This is a genomic window from Curtobacterium flaccumfaciens, from assembly GCF_004361695.1.
In the GTDB taxonomy this organism is placed as follows: domain Bacteria; phylum Actinomycetota; class Actinomycetes; order Actinomycetales; family Microbacteriaceae; genus Curtobacterium; species Curtobacterium flaccumfaciens_B.
Genome location: NZ_SNVW01000010.1, coordinates 1 through 19,775, shown reverse-complemented (window position 1 = coordinate 19,775; position 19,775 = coordinate 1). Strand labels below are relative to the sequence as shown.

At 70.1% G+C, this 19,775-nt stretch carries 17 protein-coding genes; 9 read left to right on the top strand and 8 right to left on the bottom strand.

The window, feature by feature from the left end:
* The first annotated feature begins 17 nt into the window (after window positions 1-17).
* Genes secD through EDF64_RS13465 form a run of 4 tightly spaced genes read left to right on the top strand, consistent with a single transcriptional unit; the run spans window position 18 to window position 5,658 of the window.
* Window positions 18-1,769, top strand: coding sequence for a protein translocase subunit SecD (secD, locus tag EDF64_RS13480; RefSeq protein WP_133520499.1), 1,752 nt, complete (start codon window positions 18-20; stop codon window positions 1,767-1,769).
* A complete protein-coding gene (gene secF, locus EDF64_RS13475) occupies window positions 1,769-2,770 on the top strand; it encodes a protein translocase subunit SecF (RefSeq protein ID WP_133520498.1) in 1,002 nt (333 codons plus the stop codon). The genes secD and secF overlap by 1 nt, the downstream gene beginning before the upstream one ends.
* The gene (locus EDF64_RS13470; RefSeq protein ID WP_133520497.1) at window positions 2,770-3,120 is read left to right on the top strand and encodes a rhodanese-like domain-containing protein; all 351 of its coding nucleotides are present in this window, start codon (window positions 2,770-2,772) and stop codon (window positions 3,118-3,120) included. Before secF ends, EDF64_RS13470 begins: the two co-directional genes overlap by 1 nt.
* Window positions 3,121-3,177: 57 nt before the next feature.
* Window positions 3,178-5,658, top strand: a complete 2,481-nt coding sequence (locus EDF64_RS13465) for a RelA/SpoT family protein (RefSeq protein ID WP_243736390.1) — start codon at window positions 3,178-3,180, stop codon at window positions 5,656-5,658.
* Here EDF64_RS13465 and EDF64_RS13460 read toward each other — a convergent pair.
* The 3 genes from EDF64_RS13460 to deoC form a co-directional block, all read right to left on the bottom strand.
* On the bottom strand, window positions 5,645-6,238 hold the full coding sequence (locus EDF64_RS13460; RefSeq protein ID WP_166645740.1) for a hypothetical protein: 594 nt from the start codon (window positions 6,236-6,238) through the stop codon (window positions 5,645-5,647). The genes EDF64_RS13465 and EDF64_RS13460 overlap by 14 nt on opposite strands.
* Window positions 6,239-6,556: 318 nt before the next feature.
* Window positions 6,557-7,510 carry an ROK family protein gene (locus EDF64_RS13455; RefSeq protein WP_133520495.1) on the bottom strand — a complete coding sequence of 318 codons (954 nt, stop codon included), beginning with the start codon at window positions 7,508-7,510 and terminating at the stop codon, window positions 6,557-6,559.
* A gap of 131 nt (window positions 7,511-7,641) precedes the next feature.
* Entirely contained in the window at window positions 7,642-8,424 is a 783-nt protein-coding gene (gene deoC, locus EDF64_RS13450; RefSeq protein ID WP_432207031.1) for a deoxyribose-phosphate aldolase, read from the bottom strand.
* 42 nt (window positions 8,425-8,466) lie between these two features.
* Here deoC and EDF64_RS13445 point away from each other — a divergent pair, with 42 nt between their 5' ends.
* From EDF64_RS13445 to EDF64_RS13430, 4 genes are all read left to right on the top strand, one after another.
* Window positions 8,467-9,999: an SDR family oxidoreductase gene (locus EDF64_RS13445; RefSeq protein ID WP_133520494.1), complete on the top strand. Its 1,533-nt coding sequence runs from the start codon at window positions 8,467-8,469 to the stop codon at window positions 9,997-9,999.
* Window positions 9,996-10,616, top strand: coding sequence for a GDSL-type esterase/lipase family protein (locus tag EDF64_RS13440; protein WP_133520493.1), 621 nt, complete (start codon window positions 9,996-9,998; stop codon window positions 10,614-10,616). The genes EDF64_RS13445 and EDF64_RS13440 overlap by 4 nt, the downstream gene beginning before the upstream one ends.
* Before the next feature lie 26 nt (window positions 10,617-10,642).
* Window positions 10,643-11,080, top strand: coding sequence for a DUF6804 family protein (locus EDF64_RS13435; protein WP_243736389.1), 438 nt, complete (start codon window positions 10,643-10,645; stop codon window positions 11,078-11,080).
* Between the two features lie 88 nt (window positions 11,081-11,168).
* Window positions 11,169-12,722, top strand: a complete 1,554-nt coding sequence (locus tag EDF64_RS13430; protein ID WP_133520492.1) for a stealth conserved region 3 domain-containing protein — start codon at window positions 11,169-11,171, stop codon at window positions 12,720-12,722.
* 364 nt (window positions 12,723-13,086) lie between these two features.
* Here the strand turns inward: EDF64_RS13430 and EDF64_RS13425 are convergent, their stop codons facing one another.
* The 5 genes from EDF64_RS13425 to ctaE form a co-directional block, all read right to left on the bottom strand.
* Window positions 13,087-14,046 carry a phosphodiesterase gene (locus EDF64_RS13425; RefSeq protein ID WP_133520491.1) on the bottom strand — a complete coding sequence of 320 codons (960 nt, stop codon included), beginning with the start codon at window positions 14,044-14,046 and terminating at the stop codon, window positions 13,087-13,089.
* A gap of 163 nt (window positions 14,047-14,209) precedes the next feature.
* Window positions 14,210-15,898 carry a cytochrome bc1 complex cytochrome b subunit gene (gene qcrB / locus EDF64_RS13420; RefSeq protein ID WP_133520490.1) on the bottom strand — a complete coding sequence of 563 codons (1,689 nt, stop codon included), beginning with the start codon at window positions 15,896-15,898 and terminating at the stop codon, window positions 14,210-14,212.
* Window positions 15,898-16,965 (bottom strand): cytochrome bc1 complex Rieske iron-sulfur subunit, encoded by a 1,068-nt coding sequence (gene qcrA / locus EDF64_RS13415; protein WP_133520489.1) that lies wholly within the window; start codon window positions 16,963-16,965, stop codon window positions 15,898-15,900. The genes qcrB and qcrA overlap by 1 nt, the downstream gene beginning before the upstream one ends.
* Window positions 16,966-16,998: 33 nt before the next feature.
* On the bottom strand, window positions 16,999-17,808 hold the full coding sequence (gene qcrC / locus EDF64_RS13410; RefSeq protein ID WP_133520488.1) for a cytochrome bc1 complex diheme cytochrome c subunit: 810 nt from the start codon (window positions 17,806-17,808) through the stop codon (window positions 16,999-17,001).
* A 21-nt stretch (window positions 17,809-17,829) separates the two neighbouring features.
* Window positions 17,830-18,468, bottom strand: a complete 639-nt coding sequence (gene ctaE, locus EDF64_RS13405; protein WP_058743205.1) for an aa3-type cytochrome oxidase subunit III — start codon at window positions 18,466-18,468, stop codon at window positions 17,830-17,832.
* Window positions 18,469-18,538: 70 nt separating this feature from the next.
* Between ctaE and trpD the strand changes: the two genes are divergently transcribed.
* Window positions 18,539-19,594, top strand: a complete 1,056-nt coding sequence (trpD, locus tag EDF64_RS13400) for an anthranilate phosphoribosyltransferase (RefSeq protein WP_133520487.1) — start codon at window positions 18,539-18,541, stop codon at window positions 19,592-19,594.
* Window positions 19,595-19,775 lie beyond the last annotated feature (181 nt).

Genomic DNA, 19,775 nt, shown 5'->3' with positions numbered 1-19,775 from the left:
GAAAGACGAGACGACCGGTGGCACGATCGACACCCGTCAAGAAGGCGATCCGCTCGCTCACCTGGTTGGTGATCCTGATGGCGGTCCTCGCGGGTCTGAACACCGCCGCGTCGATCCTCGCCGGATCCACGAAGGACGACAGCGGCAAGTGGTTCGAAGGGGCCAGCTGGGTCCCCGAACTCGCCCTCGACCTGCAGGGCGGCACGCAGCTGACCCTCGCGGCCCAGAACACCGAGGGCGGCTCGGTGACGAGCCAGCAGCTCAACCAGGCCGTGAACATCATCCGCCAGCGCATCAACGCCACGGGTGTCTCCGAGTCGCAGATCAACACCCAGGGGACGAACAACATCGTCGTCTCCATCCCGGGGAAGCCCGACAAGGCGACGATCGACCGCATCGAGGCTGCCGCGAAGCTGACGTTCCGACCGGTGCTCTACACCGAGGCCGCGACGAGCTCGTCGGTGGGCGGTGACGCCGACTCGTCCGCGTCCCCGACGCCGTACTCGCCGCCGGCCTCGCTCGCCGCGACGCCGAGCGCGAAGCCGTCGAACGCGAGCGACCTCAACTGGGTCACGCCGAAGCTGCAGGACCTTTACACGAACTACGACTGCAAGGCGCCGGACGACGTCACCTCGGCGCCCGACGACGAGCCGCTCGTCACGTGTGACCAGGACGGTGCCGCGAAGTACATCCTCGGTCCGGTCGAGGTCTCCGGCGCGAACATCAGCAACGCGACCTCCGGTCTCGCCACCGACTCGCAGGGCACCTCGACGGGCCAGTGGGCCGTCAACCTGACCTTCAACGGAGAGGGCACGAAGGACTTCCGGACGGTCACGAACCGCCTGGTGTCGCTGCAGGCGCCGCAGAACCAGTTCGCGATCGTCCTCGACGGCTCCGTGATCACCGCCCCGAGCACGAACGCGGCGATCACGAACGGCAAGGCGCAGATCACCGGCAGCTTCACCGCCGAGTCCGCGAAGACCCTCGCCGACCAGCTCAAGTACGGCGCACTGCCGATCAACTTCCAGGTGCAGTCGAACGAGAACATCTCGGCGACGCTCGGCACCGCGCAGCTCGTCGGCGGCCTCGTCGCCGGGCTGATCGGGCTCATCCTGGTGATCATCTACTCGGTCATCCAGTACCGGGCCCTGGCGTTCGTCACGGTGCTCTCACTCGGTGTGGCCGCGGCCCTGACATACCTGGTCATCGCGATCATGTCCTGGCGCGTCGACTACCGCCTGTCGCTCGCGGGCGTCGCGGGGTTGATCGTGGCCATCGGCATCACGGCCGACTCGTTCATCGTCTACTTCGAGCGCATCCGTGACGAACTGCGTGACGGTCGTGGCCTCGAGAGCGCGGTGGAGTCCGGCTGGAAGCGCGCACTCCGCACGATCCTGGCGTCCGACTCGATCAACTTCCTCGCCGCGATCGTGCTGTACATCCTCGCGGTGAGCGACGTGAAGGGCTTCGCGTTCACGCTGCTCCTCACGACCCTCATCGACGTCGTCGTGGTCGTGATGTTCACACACCCGATGATGCAGATCATCGCCCGCAGCCGGTTCTTCGGCGAGGGGCACCGGTTCAGCGGGCTCGATCCAGCGGCCCTCGGCGCCGTCTACCGAGGGCGGGCCCAGTTCCGCGCCCCCGTGGTCGACGGCAAGCGCCAGCGCAGTGCGGGCGAGGCCCAGCGCCGACAGACGATCGCGGAGCGGAAGGCCCAGCAGGGCTCCGTCGAGAACGGCACCACGCCGGACGGGAAGGACGACTGATGGCCAGCTTCAGCCAGTTCGGCAGTGACCTCTACACGGGGAAGCGTTCGTACGACATCGTCGGCCGACGCAAGACCTGGTACCTCATCGCGGTCATCGCGATCGTGATCTCGCTCGCAGTGCCGTGGCTCCGCGGCGGGTACCAGCTCGGCATCGAGTTCACCGGTGGTTCCGAGTTCACGCTCTCCGACGTGAAGACCCTCGACCAGAACCTCGCCACCGAGACGGTCGAGTCGATCGTCCCCGACGGCGTCCCGCGCGTCTCGCAGCTCGGGCAGCACGGCATCCGCGTGCAGACCGGGCAGCTCACCGACCGTGAGACCTCCGAGGTGCAGGACGCCCTCGCGAAGGCCTACGACGTGCCGGACGACAAGGTCGCGGCGACGTTCATCGGCGCGACCTGGGGTGCCGACGTGCTGGCCCAGGCGATCCGCGGGCTCGTGATCTTCCTCGCGCTGGCCGCGGTGTTCATGGCGGTGTACTTCCGCACGTGGAAGATGTCGGTCTCGGCGATGGTGGCACTGCTGCACGACCTCCTCATCACGGCGGGCGTCTACGGCATCGTCGGGCTCGAGGTCACGCCCGCGGCGGTCATCGGCTTCCTGACGATCCTCGGCTACTCGCTGTACGACACCGTCGTGGTGTTCGACAAGGTGCGCGAGAACACCAGCCAGGAATCCCACCGGACGTTCGTGCAGTCGGTGAACCTAGCGGTCAACCAGACGCTGGTCCGCTCGATCAACACCTCGGTCGTCGCGCTGCTGCCCGTCGGCGCGATCCTCTTCATCGGGTCGTACGTCCTCGGCGCCGGCACGCTCCGCGACATCTCACTCGCACTCTTCATCGGCATCATCGTCGGCACGTACTCGACGATCTTCATCGCATCGCCGATGTACGCCCACCTGCGCGAGAACGAGCCGAAGATCAAGCAGGCCGACGCGAAGAAGCAGGCTGCCGCTGCGAAGCGTCAGCGCGAGGTCGACGCGACGGCGGAGGTCTGATGTCCGCCGAGATCACCGAGATCGACGTCGCCGAGGCACGTCGTCGCCTCGAGGCCGGCGCGCGCCTGTTCGACGTGCGGGAGCAGGGGGAGTGGGACGACGTCCACGCGCCCGAGGCCACGCTCGTCCCGATGTCCGACCTGGTGGCCCGGTGGCAGGAGATCGACGGCGGCGACGAGCCAGCGATCATCGTCTGCCACTCCGGCGCCCGTTCGGCCCGCGTCGTCGCTGCGCTCGAGCAGTCCGGCGTGCCGGCGGTCAACCTCGTCGGCGGGATGGTCGCCTGGGAGCAGTCCGGTGCACCGGTCGTGCGGCCGGACGCCCAGGGCGAACCGCGTCACGAGCACTGACCGGGCGCGCGTAGTCTTGTCGGATCGAGCTCGGACCGAGTCCCTGGGAGGCGCATCATGACGGACACCCGTGAGTCCACCCCCCACGACTCGGCGAGCAACGGGACTGCGGCGAGCAACGGGACAGCGGCGAGCACGAGCGCCGCAGCGAGCAACGCGGCCACGGCGAGCGACAGCGCCGCTCCGACGAACGTCACCGCTGCGCGCAACGCCGCCGCACGAAACGCCGACGCCGCGAACGAGGGCGCCAGCCGCCCGGGTTCCTCCCCGCGGCCGTCGAGCCCCCTCGGCCCGAACACCACCGGCAACCTCGGTTCCCTCCGGTCCCTGCTGCCCCGGCTCTTCTCCCGCGCACAGCCGGCCGGCGCCGTCGACACGCTGATCCGCACGGTCCGCTCCCACCACCCGAAGGCCGACGTCACGCTCATCGAGCGCGCGTACTCCGTCGCCGAACGCGCGCACGACGGGCAGAAGCGGAAGTCGGGCGAGCCGTACATCACGCACCCGGTCGCGGTGGCGCAGATCCTCGCCGACCTCGGCATCGGGCCGATCACGATCGCGGCGGCGCTGCTCCACGACACCGTCGAGGACACCGACTACCAGCTCGACCAGCTGCGCGTGGACTTCGGCGACGAGATCGCCATGCTCGTCGACGGCGTCACGAAGCTCGACAAGGTCAAGTACGGCGACAGCGCCCAGGCCGAGACCGTCCGCAAGATGGTCATCGCGATGTCGAAGGACATCCGGGTGCTCGTCATCAAGCTCGCCGACCGCCTGCACAACGCCCGCACCTGGGGTTTCGTCGAGTCCGCCTCCGCCACCCGGAAGGCGAAGGAGACGCTCGAGATCTACGCGCCGCTCGCGCACCGGCTCGGCATCCAGATGATCAAGCTGGAGCTCGAGGACCTCTCGTTCGCGGTGCTCCACCCGAAGCTCTACGTCGAGATCGACAGCCTGGTCAAGGAACGGCAGCCGAAGCGCGAGCAGTTCGTGCAGAACGTGATCGGCACCCTCAAGAAGGACCTCAAGGCCGCGAAGGTCCGGGGCGACGTTATGGGGCGGCCGAAGCAGTACTACTCGATCTACCAGAAGATGATCGTCCGCGGGCGTGAGTTCGACGAGATCTACGACCTCGTCGGCATCCGCGTTCTCGTGCCGACGGTGCGCGACTGCTACGCGATGCTCGGCTCCGTGCACGCGCGGTGGACGCCGCTGCCCGGGCGCTTCAAGGACTACATCGCGACGCCGAAGTTCAACCTGTACCAGTCGCTCCACACCACGGTCCTCGGGCCGCAGGGTCGGGCGGTCGAGATCCAGATCCGCACGCACGAGATGCACCAGCGCGCCGAGTTCGGTGTCGCGGCGCACTGGAAGTACAAGCAGCGTGCTGCTGGCCGCGACGTCGACACGTCGTCGGCGACCGACCAGGACATGGCGTGGCTCGCGCACATCACGGACTGGCAGGCCGAGACGAGCGACCCGGGGGAGTTCCTCGACTCGCTCCGGTACGAGATCGGCGCGAAGGAGACGTACGTCTTCACGCCGCAGGGCAAGGTCATCGGCCTGCCCTCGGGCGCGACCCCGGTCGACTTCGCCTACGCCGTGCACACCGAGATCGGGCACCGCACGATGGGTGCCAAGGTCAACGGTCGCCTGGTGCCGCTCGAGAGCGCGCTGTCGAGCGGCGACGTCGTCGAGATCTTCACCTCGAAGAACCCCGACTCCGGCCCCAGCCAGGACTGGCTGACCTTCGTCCGCAGCCCGCGCGCCCGGAACAAGATCAAGCAGTGGTTCACGAAGGAGCGCCGCGAAGAGGCGATCGAGCAGGGCCGCGACGCGATCGCCCGTGCGATGCGGAAGCAGAACCTGCCGCTCCAGCGGATCATGAGCCAGGACTCCATCTCCGAGGTGGCGTCCTCGATGCGGTACGACGACGTGTCCGCGTTGTACGCCGCCATCGGCGAGGGGCACGTCTCCACGCAGTCGGTCATTGAGAAGGTCCTCGGCAACGTCCAGACCGAGACCGAGACGGACGAGCCGGAGCTCGCGTTCCCGCGTCAGGTCACGAGTCGCCAGCTGCGCAACAGCGACAGTGGCGTGCTCGTCCGTGGTGCGCCGGACATCCTCGTGAAGCTCGCGAAGTGCTGCACCCCGGTGCCGGGCGACCAGATCGTCGGGTTCATCACCCGGGGGCAGGGCGTCTCGGTGCACCAGGCGTCGTGCACGAACGTGAAGTCGCTCATGAACGAGCCCGACCGGATGATCGAGGTCGAGTGGGCCCCGTCGTCGAAGTCGGTGTTCCTCGTGCAGATCCAGATCGAGGCGCTCGATCGGTCGGGGCTGCTCAGCGACGTCACCCGGGTGCTCACGGACCACCACGTCAACATCCTGTCGGCCACGGTGTCGACGTCGTCGGACCGCCTGGCGCTGAGCCGGTTCGTGTTCGAGATGGGCGACACCACGCACCTCGACCGGGTGCTCAACGCCGTGCGGCGCATCGACGCCGTCTACGACGTGTACCGCGTCAGCGCCGGCTGACCCGGTCGTCCCCTGCGGGGGCCTGAGCGGGCTCCTGGAGCGCCCGCAGCCGTCGTTCGGCCTGCCGGACCATCGGCACCGTCCCGAGGGCGGAGAGCCGCTCGACCACGTCCGACGTGCCCGCGGCGCCGGTCGCCAGCAGCCCGCGGACGGCCGAGGCCTCGGCGGCGCCGAACCGCCCGCTGGCCGTGCCCGGCGTCCGGAGCAGGTCGACCGCGGTCCGAACGGGCAGGGTCACGCGGAGGGCGCCGAGCCGGACGGTGTCGTGCAGGTCGATGCGGACCTCACGGAGCCGCACGTCGGCGTCCACGTGCACCCGCACCTGCGGCGGGATGCACACCTCGAGCGGCGCCGGCGGCCGCGATGCGGCACCCCAGATCCACGCCGCGGTCAGCGTGCTCGCGATGAGCCGCCCGTCACTGAGGACCCACGCGGCCGCGGCCGCCCGCAGCTCCGGCGTCTGCGGCTCCGCGGGGGAGGCCCAGCACGGCCCGACGGCGACGAGCTCACCCGCGAGCACGGCGGCCCGCAGTTCGGACTCCGGCCAGTCGTCGCTGGTCAGCAGTCGCGAGCGGGGCACCCGCACATCCTGCCGGACCGACCTGTCCGAGCGGCACCCCTGTGGAGAGCACCACAGCGGACTGCAACATGGCGCGCAGCACCACAGCGGGACTGCAACGCTGCGGAACCCGTGGGCAGCGGCCCTACGGACCGCGCGGAGACGGCCTGGAGGCGCGTGGCGGGCCCGCACCGCGCCTCCAGGCCGTCTGCGGTCACGTCCACGGCCGCCGGCCGCTCTCGGAACGCGGGTCCAGACCAGAATCGGCCAGCCGGCCCGCGCCGCCAGCCCGCCAGCGCGCCGGCTGGCCCGCGCGGCGCGCGCGCGGCGCGCGCGACGTCAGCGCAGGACGTCGGCGCGGTGCACGAGCGCTGCCGCACCGATGAGCGGGCCGTCCTGGGACAGCCCCGTCGGGACGATCTGCACCTTGGTGACGAACCCGAACTCGACGCGCTCCGCGACGGCCTGCCGCGCGTACTCGAACAGGTCGGGCGTGACGTGCGAGAAGCCGCCGCCGATCGCGACGATCTCGAGGTCGACCAGGCTCGTGGCGGCGGCGATCGCCTGCCCGAGGGCCCGTCCGCTCCGCTGCACGGCCGCGACGGCGATCTCGTCCCCGGCCGCGTACGCCGCCGAGAGTTCCTCGCCGGTGGTGCCGGCGAAGCCCTGGCGCTGCGCCCAGGCGACGGTCTTGGGGCCGCTGGCGATCGCCTCGAGGCACCCGGTGCCACCGCAGGCGCAGTGGTCGTCGAACCCGCCGCACTCCACGTGGCCGATGTGCCCGGCGTTGCCGGTCGGTCCGCTGACGGTGCGGCCGTGCAGGATGAGCCCGCCGCCGACGCCGGTCGACACGATCATGCCCATCACGTGGTCGAAGCCCTGCGCCGCGCCGACCCAGTGCTCGGCCAGCGTGATCGCCAGTCCGTCCATCCGGAGGGTCACCGGCACGCCGGCCGGCACGTGCGCCGCGACCCGGTCGCGCAGCGGGTAGCCGCGCCAGACCGGCATGTTGAGGGGCGACACGAGACCGTGCTCCTCGTCGACCGGGCCGGCCGAGCCGATCCCGACGCCCACCAGCGTGGCGTCGGCCGGCAGGGCCGCGAGGGCCGCGGTTACGACCTCGTCGACGGCCGCCTGCAGCTCGTCCGAGGTGCGCTGCGGTCCGGTGGGGCTGCGGAAGCGGGTGGCCGGCAGGACGACGCCCGCGTCGGTGACGAGCGCGGCCTCGACCTTCGTGCCGCCGAGGTCGACGGCGAGGGCCAGCGGGGTGGTCTGCGTTGCGGTGGTGGTCATGCTCGCTCCGATGCGGCGGACTGGAGGCGCGGTGCGGCTCCCGGACGCTCGGTCGCGTCCGGTGGGCACCGGCCCGCGTGGTGTGTCGGGTCGGGTGGGTCGGCCGCCGTCGTCGACGTCGGTCGCTCCGGTCAGTAGGACGAGGTGTCGTCGCCGAGGGCGGACGCGGCACCGGTCTCGGTGCGGTGCGCGACCTCGTCGAGGATGCGCGCCGAGGCGCTCGTGCCGATGCGGTTCGCCCCGGCGTCGACCATCTCGAGCAGGGTGTCGAGCCCGCGCACGCCGCCCGAGGCCTTCACGCCGGTGTCGGGTCCGACCGTCTGGCGCATGAGGCGGATGTGCTCGGCCGTCGCGCCGCCGCCGGCGAACCCGGTGGAGGTCTTCACGAACGCGGCACCGGCGGACTGCGCTGCGCGCGAGGCGGCGACGATCTCGTCGTCGGTGAGGAACGCGGTTTCGAGGATGACCTTCACGACCGTGCTGCCCGCGGCGTCGACCACGGCGCGGACGTCGGCCTCGACGCGCTCCCAGTCGCCGGACTTCGCGGCGCCGATGTTCTGGACCATGTCGAGCTCGAAGGCACCGTCGGCGAGGGCCTGGAGCGACTCGGCGACCTTCGCGCCGGTGGACGTGGTGCCGTGCGGGAAGCCGATGACCGTGCCGACGCCGACCCCGGTGCCCTGCAGGCGCTCGACCGCGTGGGCGACGTCGCTCGGGCGGACGCACACGCTGAACACGCGGTACTCGGCCGCCTCGTCGAGCTGGGCGTCGACGTCCGCGCGGGTGAGTTCGGGCTTCAGGATCGCGTGGTCGATGAGACCCCGCACGACATCGGCACTGATCTGCCCGTTGGCACCGATCTGGCCGTCGGCACTGATCTGCTGGGGTTCGCCGGGGAACGCTGCATTGTCCACCCCGCAAGCCTACCCGGAGGCGACCCGCGTACCGTGCCCGGCATGCACGTCCTCGTCACCGGGGCCACCGGGTACATCGGCGGTCGCCTCGTCCCACGTCTCCTCGAAGCCGGGCACAGCGTCCGGGTCTTCGTCCGCACCCCTCGGAAGCTCCAGGACGTCCCCTGGCACGACGACGTCGAGATCGCCGAGGGCGACCTGCAGGACGCCACCGCCGTCCGCGCCGCCGTCGAGGGGGTCGAGGCCGTGTACTACCTCGCCCACGCCATGGGGGCGGAGGGCGACTTCGAACGCTCCGAGCGCCAGGCCGCCGAGACGATGGCGCACGAGGCGAAGGTCGCGGGCGTCCGCCGGTTCGTCTACCTGGGCGGACTGCACCCGGACGGCGAGCTGTCGAAGCACCTCCGCAGCCGGAAGGACGTCGGCGACGTCCTGCTGCGGTCCGGCGTCCCGACGATCGCGTACCAGGCCGGTGTCGTCATCGGTTCCGGGAGCACCTCCTTCGAGATGATCCGCCACGTCACCGACGTCCTGCCGTGGATGCCCGCCCCACGGTGGGTGCGGAACCGCATCCAACCGATCGCCGTGCGCGACGTCCTCTACTACCTCGTGCAGGCGCTCGAGATCCCGGCCGACGTGAACCGGACGTTCGACATCGGCGGACCCGACGTCCTCCGCTACGGGCAGATGCTCAACGGCTACGCGGTCGAGGCGAAGCTGCCACAGCGTCCGATCTCCGTCCTGCCGGTCCTCACCCCGCGCCTCGCCGCGCACTGGTTCAACGTCGTCACGCCGATCCCGCGGAAGCTCGCCACGCCGATCATCGAGTCGCTGCAGTTCGAGTGCGTCCAACGGGAGCACGACATCGACGACGTGGTCCCGCGTCCGGAGGGCGGGCTGACCTCGTACCGCCGCGCGGTGCGCCTCGCGCTGAGCCGGATGCGCACCGGCGAGGTCGAGACGAGCTGGCGGAACGCCACCCTCGCGGCCACCCCTGCGGACCCGCTGCCGAGCGACCCCGACTGGGCCGGCCACACGGTGTACGTCGACGACCGGAAGCGGCACTCGTCCGCCTCGGCCGAGGACGTCTGGCGCGTCGTCGAGTCGATCGGCGGCGAGAACGGCTGGTACTCGTTCCCGCTCGCCTGGGTCGCCCGCGGGTGGATGGACAAGATCGCCGGCGGCGTCGGGCTCAGCCGTGGCCGTCGCGACCCGAAGCGCCTCGAGCAGGGCGACGCCCTCGACTGGTGGCGCGTCGAACGACTCGAACGCGGGCGCTACCTGCGGCTCCGTGCCGAGTTCAAGTCACCCGGTCGCGCCTGGCTCGAGATGACCGTGACCCCGGCCGCGGACGGCGGCAGCGACTACCGGCAGCGCGCGATCTACTTCCCGCAGGGGCTGTCCGGCCGCCTGTACTGGTACTCGATCCTGCCGTTCCACGGGGTCATCTTCCCCGGCATGGTCGAGCGCATCACGGCGGCCGCCGAACGGGAGTCCGAGCACACCGAGTCGACGGGGCGGAACTGGACCCAGCAGAATGGGAACCCGGAACCGGCACACGAGGAGGCAGCATGACCGCGGACGCAGTCCAGCCCGACGACGCAGCGACCACCGAGGACCACGGTGCCGTCCTGTTCCTCGGCGACAGCATCACGGCACAGGGCTCGTGGGACGACTGGCTGCCGGGTGAGCGCACCGTCAACCAGGGCATCGGCGGTGACACCACCGACGGGGTGCTCGCGCGTCTCGACGACGTCATCGCGCTCGAGCCCGAGGTGATCGTGCTGCTCGTCGGCACCAACGACTTCGGCAACCACCGCGCGAGCGTCGAGCACGTGGTCCGCGGGGTGGAGTCCGTGCTCGTCACGCTCCGCCGCGAGCTCCCCGGCGTCCGGCTCCTGCTGGTGTCGATCCTGCCCCGACAGGCCGACTTCACCCCGAAGATCGAGGCCGCGAACCGGCACCTCCGCCAGTTCGTCGCGACCTGCCACGCGCAGTACCTCGACGCCTGGCCGGCCCTCGCCGACGGCGACCACCTCGACGAGCGCTTCACCGACGACGGGCTGCACCTCACCGACGAGGGCTACCGCGCGTACCTCGCCGAACTCGTGCCCGCACTCGAACGGGTCCGCGAGCTCCCGCCGATGTCCCGCTCGATCCAGGCGATCGACCTCGACGGCGCCCCGGCCTGATGGCGGCTCGGAAGGGGCGGCCCCCGGTGGGGTCGTCCCAGAGCGGGCTGCCCGCGACGTCCGCACGGTCGAACGAGGGGAGCGGCCGGGGTGGTCGTCCGGCCGCACCCGGGAAGGGCGAGCTGCCCCCGTTCACCCGGCCGGCCCTCGCGCCGTCGCTCATCGCCGCGATCGTCCTGCTCGCCTGCGTCGCGATCGTCGACTCGTCGGCGTTCGTGTTCGCCCGGTGGGGCGTGACCGTGCTGGCCCTCATCGTCCTCGTGTTCACCGTCCGCGGCCGTGCCTGGTGGGCAGCCGTCCTCATGGCCGCGGTGGCGGTCTGCTGGAACCCGATCGCCGTGGTGCCGATCCCCGGCGAGGTGTGGGCCGCCCTCCAGCTCGTCGCAGCCGCGCTCTTCATCGTCGTCGGCATCCTCGTCAAGGTGCCGCGCGAGGCGGCGGCGAGCAGCGCCTCCAGGCCCTGAACCGCTGCCAGCGGGCCGAGCGTCCGCGCGGACGGTAGGATCGCAGAGGCCGGGTGCAGGACCCGGCCGATCGACCCGAAGGGCATGGATGAGCAACGAGACCGAGCCGGTGACCGAGAGTCCTCTGCTGAACCCTCGACCGTCCTCCGGCGGTCTCGACCGGCCGGACGTGGTCGTCCGCAAGGGTCGTCTCACGCTCGTCAACGGCCACCTCACCCCGCAGCAGTCGATGATCGAGGACCTCCTGTTCCTCGACGACGCACTCACCGCCGGCGACGTCGATCACCTGCTCATCCGCGGGAACGACCAGCGCCCGGTGATCGCCCTCGACGAGCGTGACCGCCAGCGCGCGGAGAGCGCCGTCATGGCCGCCGCCGCGAACGAACCGTTCTACGCGAAGCCGCCGGGCGAGCCCGCGGTGCTCGTCATCGACGACGGCCTCGGCTCCGTCGACGAACCGGTCCTCCGGGTGTTCCGCCCCCGCGTCGAGCCCCTCGGGCGGCTCCGCTACGGCGCCGAGACGAGCGTGCAGGTCGAGTTCTGGCGCGTCACCGACACCGAGGTCCTCGCGCCCGTCGAGAACGCCCTGATGCGCCGCAGCCTGCCGATCGACGAGTTCGTGCTCGTCGACATCGAGCGCTACGGCCGTACCTGGCGCACCGTCGAGCACATGTTCGACGACCACGTCTCGGACATCCGCTTCCCGATCGACATCGTGTTCTCGTGGGTGGACGGCAACGCCATCGAGTACCAGCGTGCCCGGCAGGCCGCGCAGTCCGGTGCCGTGCTGGGGGAGGGCGACGACGCTCCCGCCCGCTTCCGCCAGATCGACGAGCTGAAGTACGCGCTCCGGTCCGTGCACACGTTCGCGCCGTGGATCCGCCAGATCTACATCGCAACCGACTCCCCGGCGCCGGCGTGGCTCGCCGACCACCCGAAGGTGCGCATCGTGCGGAGCGAGGAGTTCTTCGCCGACCCCTCCGTGCTGCCCACGCACAACTCGCAGGCCGTCGAGTCGCAGCTGCACCACATCCCGGGGATCAGCGAGCACTTCATCTACTCGAACGACGACATGTTCTTCGGGCGCCTCGTCGACCCGTCGGTGTTCTTCAGCCCGGGCTCGGTGACGAAGTTCATCCTCGCGACGACCCGGATCGGCCTCGGCTCGAACAACCCGGCGCGCAGCGGGTTCGAGAACTCCGCGCGCGTCAACCGGCGTCTGCTGCAGCAGCGCTTCGGTGCGGTCACGACCCGGCACCTCGAGCACGCGCCGACGCCGCTCCGGAAGTCGATCATGACCGAGATGGAGCACGAGTTCGCCGACGAGTTCGCGGCCACCGCGGCCTCGCGGTTCCGTGCGGCGGACAACATCTCCGTGACGAACTCGCTGTACCACTACTACTCGCTGCTCACCGGTCGCGCGATCGTGCAGGAGAACACGGACGTGCGGTACATCGACACGACGATGCAGTCCGGGCTCCGTGCGCTCGACGACCTGCTCAAGAAGCGGAACGCCGACTTCTTCTGCCTCAACGACGGGAGCTTCCCCGAGGTGAGCGACGAGGAGCGGACCGAGCGCGTGACCGGGTTCCTCGAGAAGTACTTCCCGTTCCCGGCGCCGTGGGAGCGCCCCGGCGCTTAGAACGCGCCAGCGTTCTGCCGGGTCGCTCCGCGCGAGCCTGCGAGCCCGGCGCCGGAACCCGGCCCCGCCCGGCCCGTGCGTCCCGGCTCCCGCCCGCCCCGGCGCCCGCCCCCGCGAGCGGACACCATTCGTCCCGCTCACGGTCGGCAACCGACCGTTCGCGCCCGCTCGGCGGACCGCACGCGGCGTGTCCGGCCCGGTCACGTGCCCGGGACGGAGCGCAGGACGGACGGGAGGCACGTGGCGGCTCTGCCACGCGCCTCCCGTCCGGCCCGAAGGACGTCGAGATCGCAGTTCGGCGCCCCTCCCGCCAGGGGAAGGGCGCCGAAGTGCGATCTCAGCGCGCGGCCGGCCGGCGCGGGCGCTACCGGTGGATGGGGGAGACGGGCACCGCGTCGAGGGTGAACACCGGGATGCTCGACGTGACCGGAGCCGGTTCCACCGCGGCGGGGATCGAGACCCCGGCGGCGGCAAGGCGCGCCTCGGTCTCGGCGGCCGTCACGGGCTGCCCGACGGTCGCGTAGTGCCCGATCGGCACCACCGAGTGCACGACGTTGTGGCCGTACACGTGCACGAGGTTGTACGACTGCGCGCCGTCACGGCCGCGGGTCCCGCCCTGGAACTCGGTGAGGTCCTGCGTGTAGCACGTGGCACTCGCCACCGAGACGGGGATGCCCGCGAACACGGCGCTCGTCGAGTAGTGCAGGTGCCCAGCGATGATCGCGATGACGTCGCTGCCCTCGACGACCTCGGCCAGGGCGTCCTGGTCGCGGAGTTCCACGAGGACGGCGAGGTCCTGCACGCTGGGCACCGGCGGGTGGTGCATCGCCAGGATGGTGCCGTGCGGGGCCGCCTCGGACAGGACCTCGGCGAGCCAGTCGAGCTGCTCGGGGGAGACCTCGCCGTGGTGCCGGCCCGGCACGCTGGTGTCGAGTGTGATGACCCGGAGGCCGTTCACGTCGTACACGAAGTCCACGGGGCGGTCGGTGGGCTGCAGCCCGAAGAGCTCCTGACGGAACGCACCGCGCTCGTCGTGGTTCCCCATCGCCCAGATGACCTGCGCGCCGATGCGGTCGGCTGCCGGCTGCACGATGTCGCGGATGCGAGCGTAGGCACCCGGTTCGCCCTTGTCGGCCACGTCGCCGGTGACGACGATCGCTTCGGGGCGGGTGCCCGCGGCTTCGATGTCGGCGATGATCTCGGTCAGACGAGCGGCGGAGTCGACGTCGCCGTAGAGGTCGCCGTCGCCCGCCACGAGGTGGGTGTCGCTGAGGTGGAGGAGGAAGTGGTTCGGCCTGGGGTGTTCGGCCGTCCGGCTGTCCATCGGGGTTCCATTCCGTTGGCGGGTGCTCGATGCAACACAGTGCCACACCGTCCTGGACGAGTCCAGCACGTGTCGGTGAATCGAACGTGAACGTGACCCGGCGTGTTCCCCAAGCACGAAGAAACCCCCGCCACTTCCGTGACGGGGGTTGCTTCGTGAGTACCTAGTGGTTGCCGGCTCCGACGGCCGCGGCCGGGTGGTCGCCGCCGTCCAGCTCGGGACCGTGGTGCGCGGCGTGCGCTGCCTCGAGCTCGGCCTTCGTGACCGGCGTGATGCGGTCCTCGAAGAAGAAGCGGGAGACACCGGCGCGGAGCTTCTGCACGCTGGAGATCTTGCCCTTGGCGTTCGGGCGGATCATGAGCGGCTTGTACTCGTTGAACTGCAGGAGCTTCCACCGCTCGTACTCGTCGAGCTGCTCGTGCACCTCGATGTACTCGCCGTGGGGGAGTCGCACGATGCGGCCGGACTCGTACCCGTGGAGCACGATCTCGCGGTCCTTCTTCTGCAGCGCGAGGCAGACACGCTTCGTGATCCAGAAGGCGACGAACGGGCCGAGGACCGTCGTGGCCTGGATCACGTGGATGACGTGTTCGATCGAGACGAGGAAGTGGGTCGCGATGATGTCCGACGACGCGGCGGCCCAGAGGCTCGCGTAGAGCGTGATGCCGGCGGCACCGAACGCCGTGCGGGTCGGGGCGTTGCGCGGACGGTCGAGGATGTGGTGCTCACGCTTGTCGCCGGTGACCCAGCCCTCGATGAAGGGGTAGAGCAGGATGGCGAGGATGAGGAGCACCAGCACCGCGATCGGCGCGAGGATGTTGAACGACACCGTGTAGCCGAACCACACGACCTCCCAGTGCGGGGGCACCAGACGGAGCGCGCCGTCCGCGAAGCCGATGTACCAGTCGGGCTGGGTACCGGCGGACACGGGGGACGGGTCGTACGGGCCGTAGTTCCAGATCGGGTTGATCGTGAACATCGACGCGATGAGGGCGAGGATGCCCGCGACGATGAAGAAGAACCCACCGGCCTTGGCGGCGAACGCGGGGAGGATCGGGACGCCGACGACGTTCTCGTTCGTCTTGCCCGGTCCGGCGAACTGCGTGTGCTTGTTGATGACGACCAGCACGAGGTGGACGCCGAGCACCGCGACGAGGATCGCCGGCAGCAGCAGGATGTGCAGCGTGTACAGGCGGCCGACGATGTCGGTGCCCGGGAACTCGCCGCCGAACAGCAGGTAGGCGATCCAGACGCCGATCACCGGGACACCCTCGATCATGCCGACGATGATGCGGAGACCGTTGCCGGAGAGCAGGTCGTCGGGGAGCGAGTAGCCCGTGAAGCCCTCGGCCATGGCCAGGACCCAGAGCAGGAAGCCGAACACCCAGTTGAGCTCACGCGGCTTGCGGAAGGCGCCGGTGAAGAACACGCGGGCCATGTGCAGCATGATCGAGGCCACGAACAGCAGGGCCGCCCAGTGGTGGATCTGCCGGACGAAGAGCCCGCCGCGGATGTCGAACGAGATGTTCAGCGTGGACTGCAACGCCGTCGACATCTCGACGCCCTTGAGCGGGACGTACGAGCCGTTGTAGACGACCTCGGCCATCGACGCCTGGAAGAAGAACGTCAGGAACGTGCCGGAGAGCAGGACGACGACGAAGCTGTACAGCGCCACCTCGCCGAGCATGAAGCTCCAGTGGTCGGGGAAGATCTTGCGACCGACCTCTTTCACGAGGCCCGAGATGCTCGTGCGCTCGTCGATGTAGTTCGCGACCCCGCCGATGATGCGGGATCCACGCTCCGGCGCCGGCTTGGTGCTCGACGCAGGTGCGTTGGTGGTGGTGGTGCTCATCAGCGTTCACGCTCCCAGAAGGACGGGCCGACGGGCTCGTGGAAGTCGCTCTGGGCAACCAGGTAGCCGTCGTCGTCGATCGCGATAGGAAGTTGGGGGAGAGGGCGTGCGGCCGGGCCGAAGATGACGTCGCAGTTGTTCGACACGTCGAACGTGGACTGGTGGCACGGGCACAGCAGGTGGTGCGTCTGCTGCTCGTAGAGCGCGACCGGGCACCCGACGTGGGTGCAGATCTTGGAGTACGCGACGATGCCGTCGTAGCCCCAGTTCTCGCGTCCCTTGGCGGGGTTCAGGTCCTTCGGGTCGAGACGCATGAGGAGGACGGCGGCCTTGGCCTTCTCCTCCAGCATGTGCTCCGAGTCGAGCATCCCGTCGGGGATGACGTGGAAGACCGAGCCGATCGTGACGTCGGACGCCTTGATCGGGAGACCGGTCGGGTCCTTCGTCAGGCGCATGCCCGACTTCCAGAACGTGTGACGGAGCAGCTCGTTCGGGTCGGCCGCCGGCGCGAGGTCGCGCACGAGGACGATGCCGGGGAGCGGGAACGCGGCGAGGGCGCCGATCATCGAGTTGCGGATCAGCTTGCGACGGCTGAAGCCGGACTCCTTGTCGGCGAGCTGGAAGGCCTCGACCGCCTTCGCGCGGGTCGCGTCCGTGCCACGGGTGGTGTGGCGGAGCTCCGAGATCTCACGGTCGACGACGAGCGACTTCGACCAGTAGACGGCACCGAGGCCGAGCGCGAGCAGGGCCAGCGCGATCGAGAGACCGAGGAAGAGGTTCGCGGTGCGGACCGTGCCGAAGTCGTCGGAGTCGATCGGGAAGGCGACGTACGCCGCGATCGCCAGGACGCTGCCCACGATCGACAGGTAGAAGAACGTGGCGACCTGACGCTCGGCGAGGCGCTGCTTCTTCGGGTCGACGTCGGTGCGGCGCGCGCGGTGCGGCGGCTCGCCCGGGTTCTCGAACGGGTCCGCGGGGAGGACCGCGGTACCGGCCGGTGACGTGGTCGTGCCGTGCTTCTCGACAGCCGAGGACGAGTTCAGTGCCTCGTCGTCGTGCTCTGCCATGGTGTTCCCTTCAGTGTCGTTCGACACGGACGATCAGTTGGACTTCGCGGTCAGCCAGACGGTCATCGCGACGACCGCGCCGAGTCCGAAGATCCAGATGAACAGACCCTCTGCCACCGGGCCGAGGGAGCCGAGGGCGAACCCGCCGGGCGACTTGTTGTCCTGCACGTACTTGAGGTACGTGATGATGTCGGCCTTCTGCTCGGGCGTGAGGTTGAGGTCGTTGAACACCGGCATGTTCTGCGGGCCCGTGACCATGGCCTCGTAGATGTGCTTGCCGGAGACCGACTCGAGGTTCGGCGCGTACTTGCCCTCGGTCAGCGCACCGCCGGCACCGGCCACGTTGTGGCACATGGCGCAGTTGATGCGGAACAGCTCGGCACCTTCGGCGGCGTCGCCGTCCTCACCGTTGGTGAGCTCGGCGGAGGGGACCGACGGGCCCGGGCCGAGGGACGCGACGTACTCGGCGAGGGCGTCGACCTGCTCGTCCGAGAACTGGGCGGGCTTCTCTTCGGCCTGCGGACCCTGCGCAGCCATCGGCATGCGGCCGGTGCCGACCTGGAAGTCGACCGACGCGGCGCCGACACCGATGAGGGACGGACCCTCGCTGGTGCCCTGCGCGGAGAGGCCGTGGCAGGTGGCGCAGTTGGAGGCGAAGAGCTTCTGGCCCTCGTTCACCTTCGACTGGCTCGAGGCCGCCACGGTGCTCGTGCTGTCGTCGGCGTTCGCCGTGGAGCTGAACAGCGCGTACGCACCGCCGGTGGTCATGAGACCGACGACGATGAGCGACACGGTCGCCATCGGGGAACGGCGGCCCTTCTTGGACTTGGTTCTGTTGAACATGCTGTGGGGGCTATCCAGTTCCTACTTGAGAAGGTAGATGACGGCGAAGAGGCCGATCCAGACGACGTCGACGAAGTGCCAGTAGTACGACACGACGATCGCGGTGGTCGCTTCCTTGTGACCGAAGTTCTTGGCGGCGAAGCCGCGGCCGAGCGTCAGCAGGAAGGCGATGAGGCCGCCGGTGACGTGGAGGCCGTGGAAGCCGGTGGTCATGTAGAAGGCGGAGCCGTAGGCGCTGGAGGAGAGCGTCACGCCCTCGTGCCAGAGGTTCGCGTACTCGAAGATCTGGCCGCAGACGAAGATCGCGCCCATGCAGTACGTGACGAAGAACCACTCCGTCATGCCCCAGTCCTTCGGATTCCAGCTGGTGCGGTGCACCTGGAAGCGCTCGGCGGCGAAGACCGCGAACTGACACGCGAAGCTGGACAGCACCAGGATGATCGTGTTCACCGAGGCGAACGGCACCTCGAGCTTCGAGGTCTCGGTCGCCCAGAGCTCGGGCGAGGTGCTGCGCAGCGTGAAGTAGATCGCGAACAGGCCGGCGAAGAACATGACCTCGCTGCCCAGCCACACGATCGTCCCCACGGCAACGGCGTTCGGCCTGTTCAGGACCGGACCGCTGGCGGATCTGGAGAGAGGGGTGCTAGTCACGTCCTCCATTATGGCCGAAACCCCAGACAGAGTTTTCGCAGGAGACTGGCGGGTCTCTCGAATTCACTACGATCGAGGCATGTTCGACCTCCTGACCTGGCCCTCGGTGATCAGCGCGCTCATGGCGCGCGAAGACCTCACGATCAGCCAGTCCACATGGGCCATGCAGGAGATCGTGCAGGGACGTGCGACCGAGGCCCAGATCGCCGCGTTCGTCGTCGCCCTCCGCGCGAAGGGCGAGACGGTCGACGAGGTCGTCGGCTTCCGCGACGCGATCCTCGAAGCAGCGGTCCCGCTCGACGTGGACCCGATGGCCCTCGACATCGTGGGCACCGGCGGCGACGTCGTCGGCACCGTGAACGTCTCGACGATGTCCGCGATCGTCATCGCCGCCGCGGGCGTGCCGGTCGTCAAGCACGGCAACCGTGCGAGCTCGTCGAAGTCCGGCTCGAGCGACGTGCTCGCCGCACTGGGCCTCGACCTCACGATGGACGCCGCGCGTGTCGCGGACACCTTCCGGCGTGTCGGACTGACCTTCGCGTTCGCCAGCGCGTTCCACCCCGGCTTCGCCCACGCGGGCAAGGTCCGGCGCGAGATCGGCGTCCCCACGGTGTTCAACTTCCTCGGGCCGCTGGTCAACCCGGCACGGTGCGAGGCCAACGCGGTGGGCGTCGCGCAGCTCGAGCTCGTGCCGATCATCACGGGCGTGTTCCAGACCCGCGGGGCGACCGCGCTGGTGTTCCGCGGCGACGACGGGCTCGACGAGCTCACCACCACCGGGCACAGCCACATCTGGGAGGTCACCGGCGGCCGCGTGACCGAGCACGACATCGACCCGCGCGACCTCGGCATCGCCCGAGCGCGGGTCGAGGACCTGCTCGGCGGCGACCCCGAGCACAACGCCGCCGTGGTGCACCGGCTGCTCGCGGGAGAGTCCGGAGCGGTGCGCGACATCGTCCTGCTCAACGCCGCGGCCGGCCTCGTCGCCTTCCGGCTGGCCGAGGACCCGGCCGAGGTGGACCGGCCGATCCTGCAGCGCTTCCGCGAGCAGATGCTCGTCGCCGCCGAGGCGATCGACTCCGGCGCCGCAGCGCGCAAACTGGCTGACTGGGTCGGCGCGGCGCCGGCCGCGTAGCCCGGATCGGGCGCCCGTCACGCGAGCGGCCGACCGGACGCGGACGCGGTCACGGGCACTGGACGCAACGGACTGGAGGCGCGGGGGGGGGGGGGGGGGGCCGGCCCCCCCCCCCCCCCCGGCCCCCCCCCCCCCCGGGGGCCCCCGGGGGGGCCGGGCCCCCGCGCCGCCCCCCGGGCGG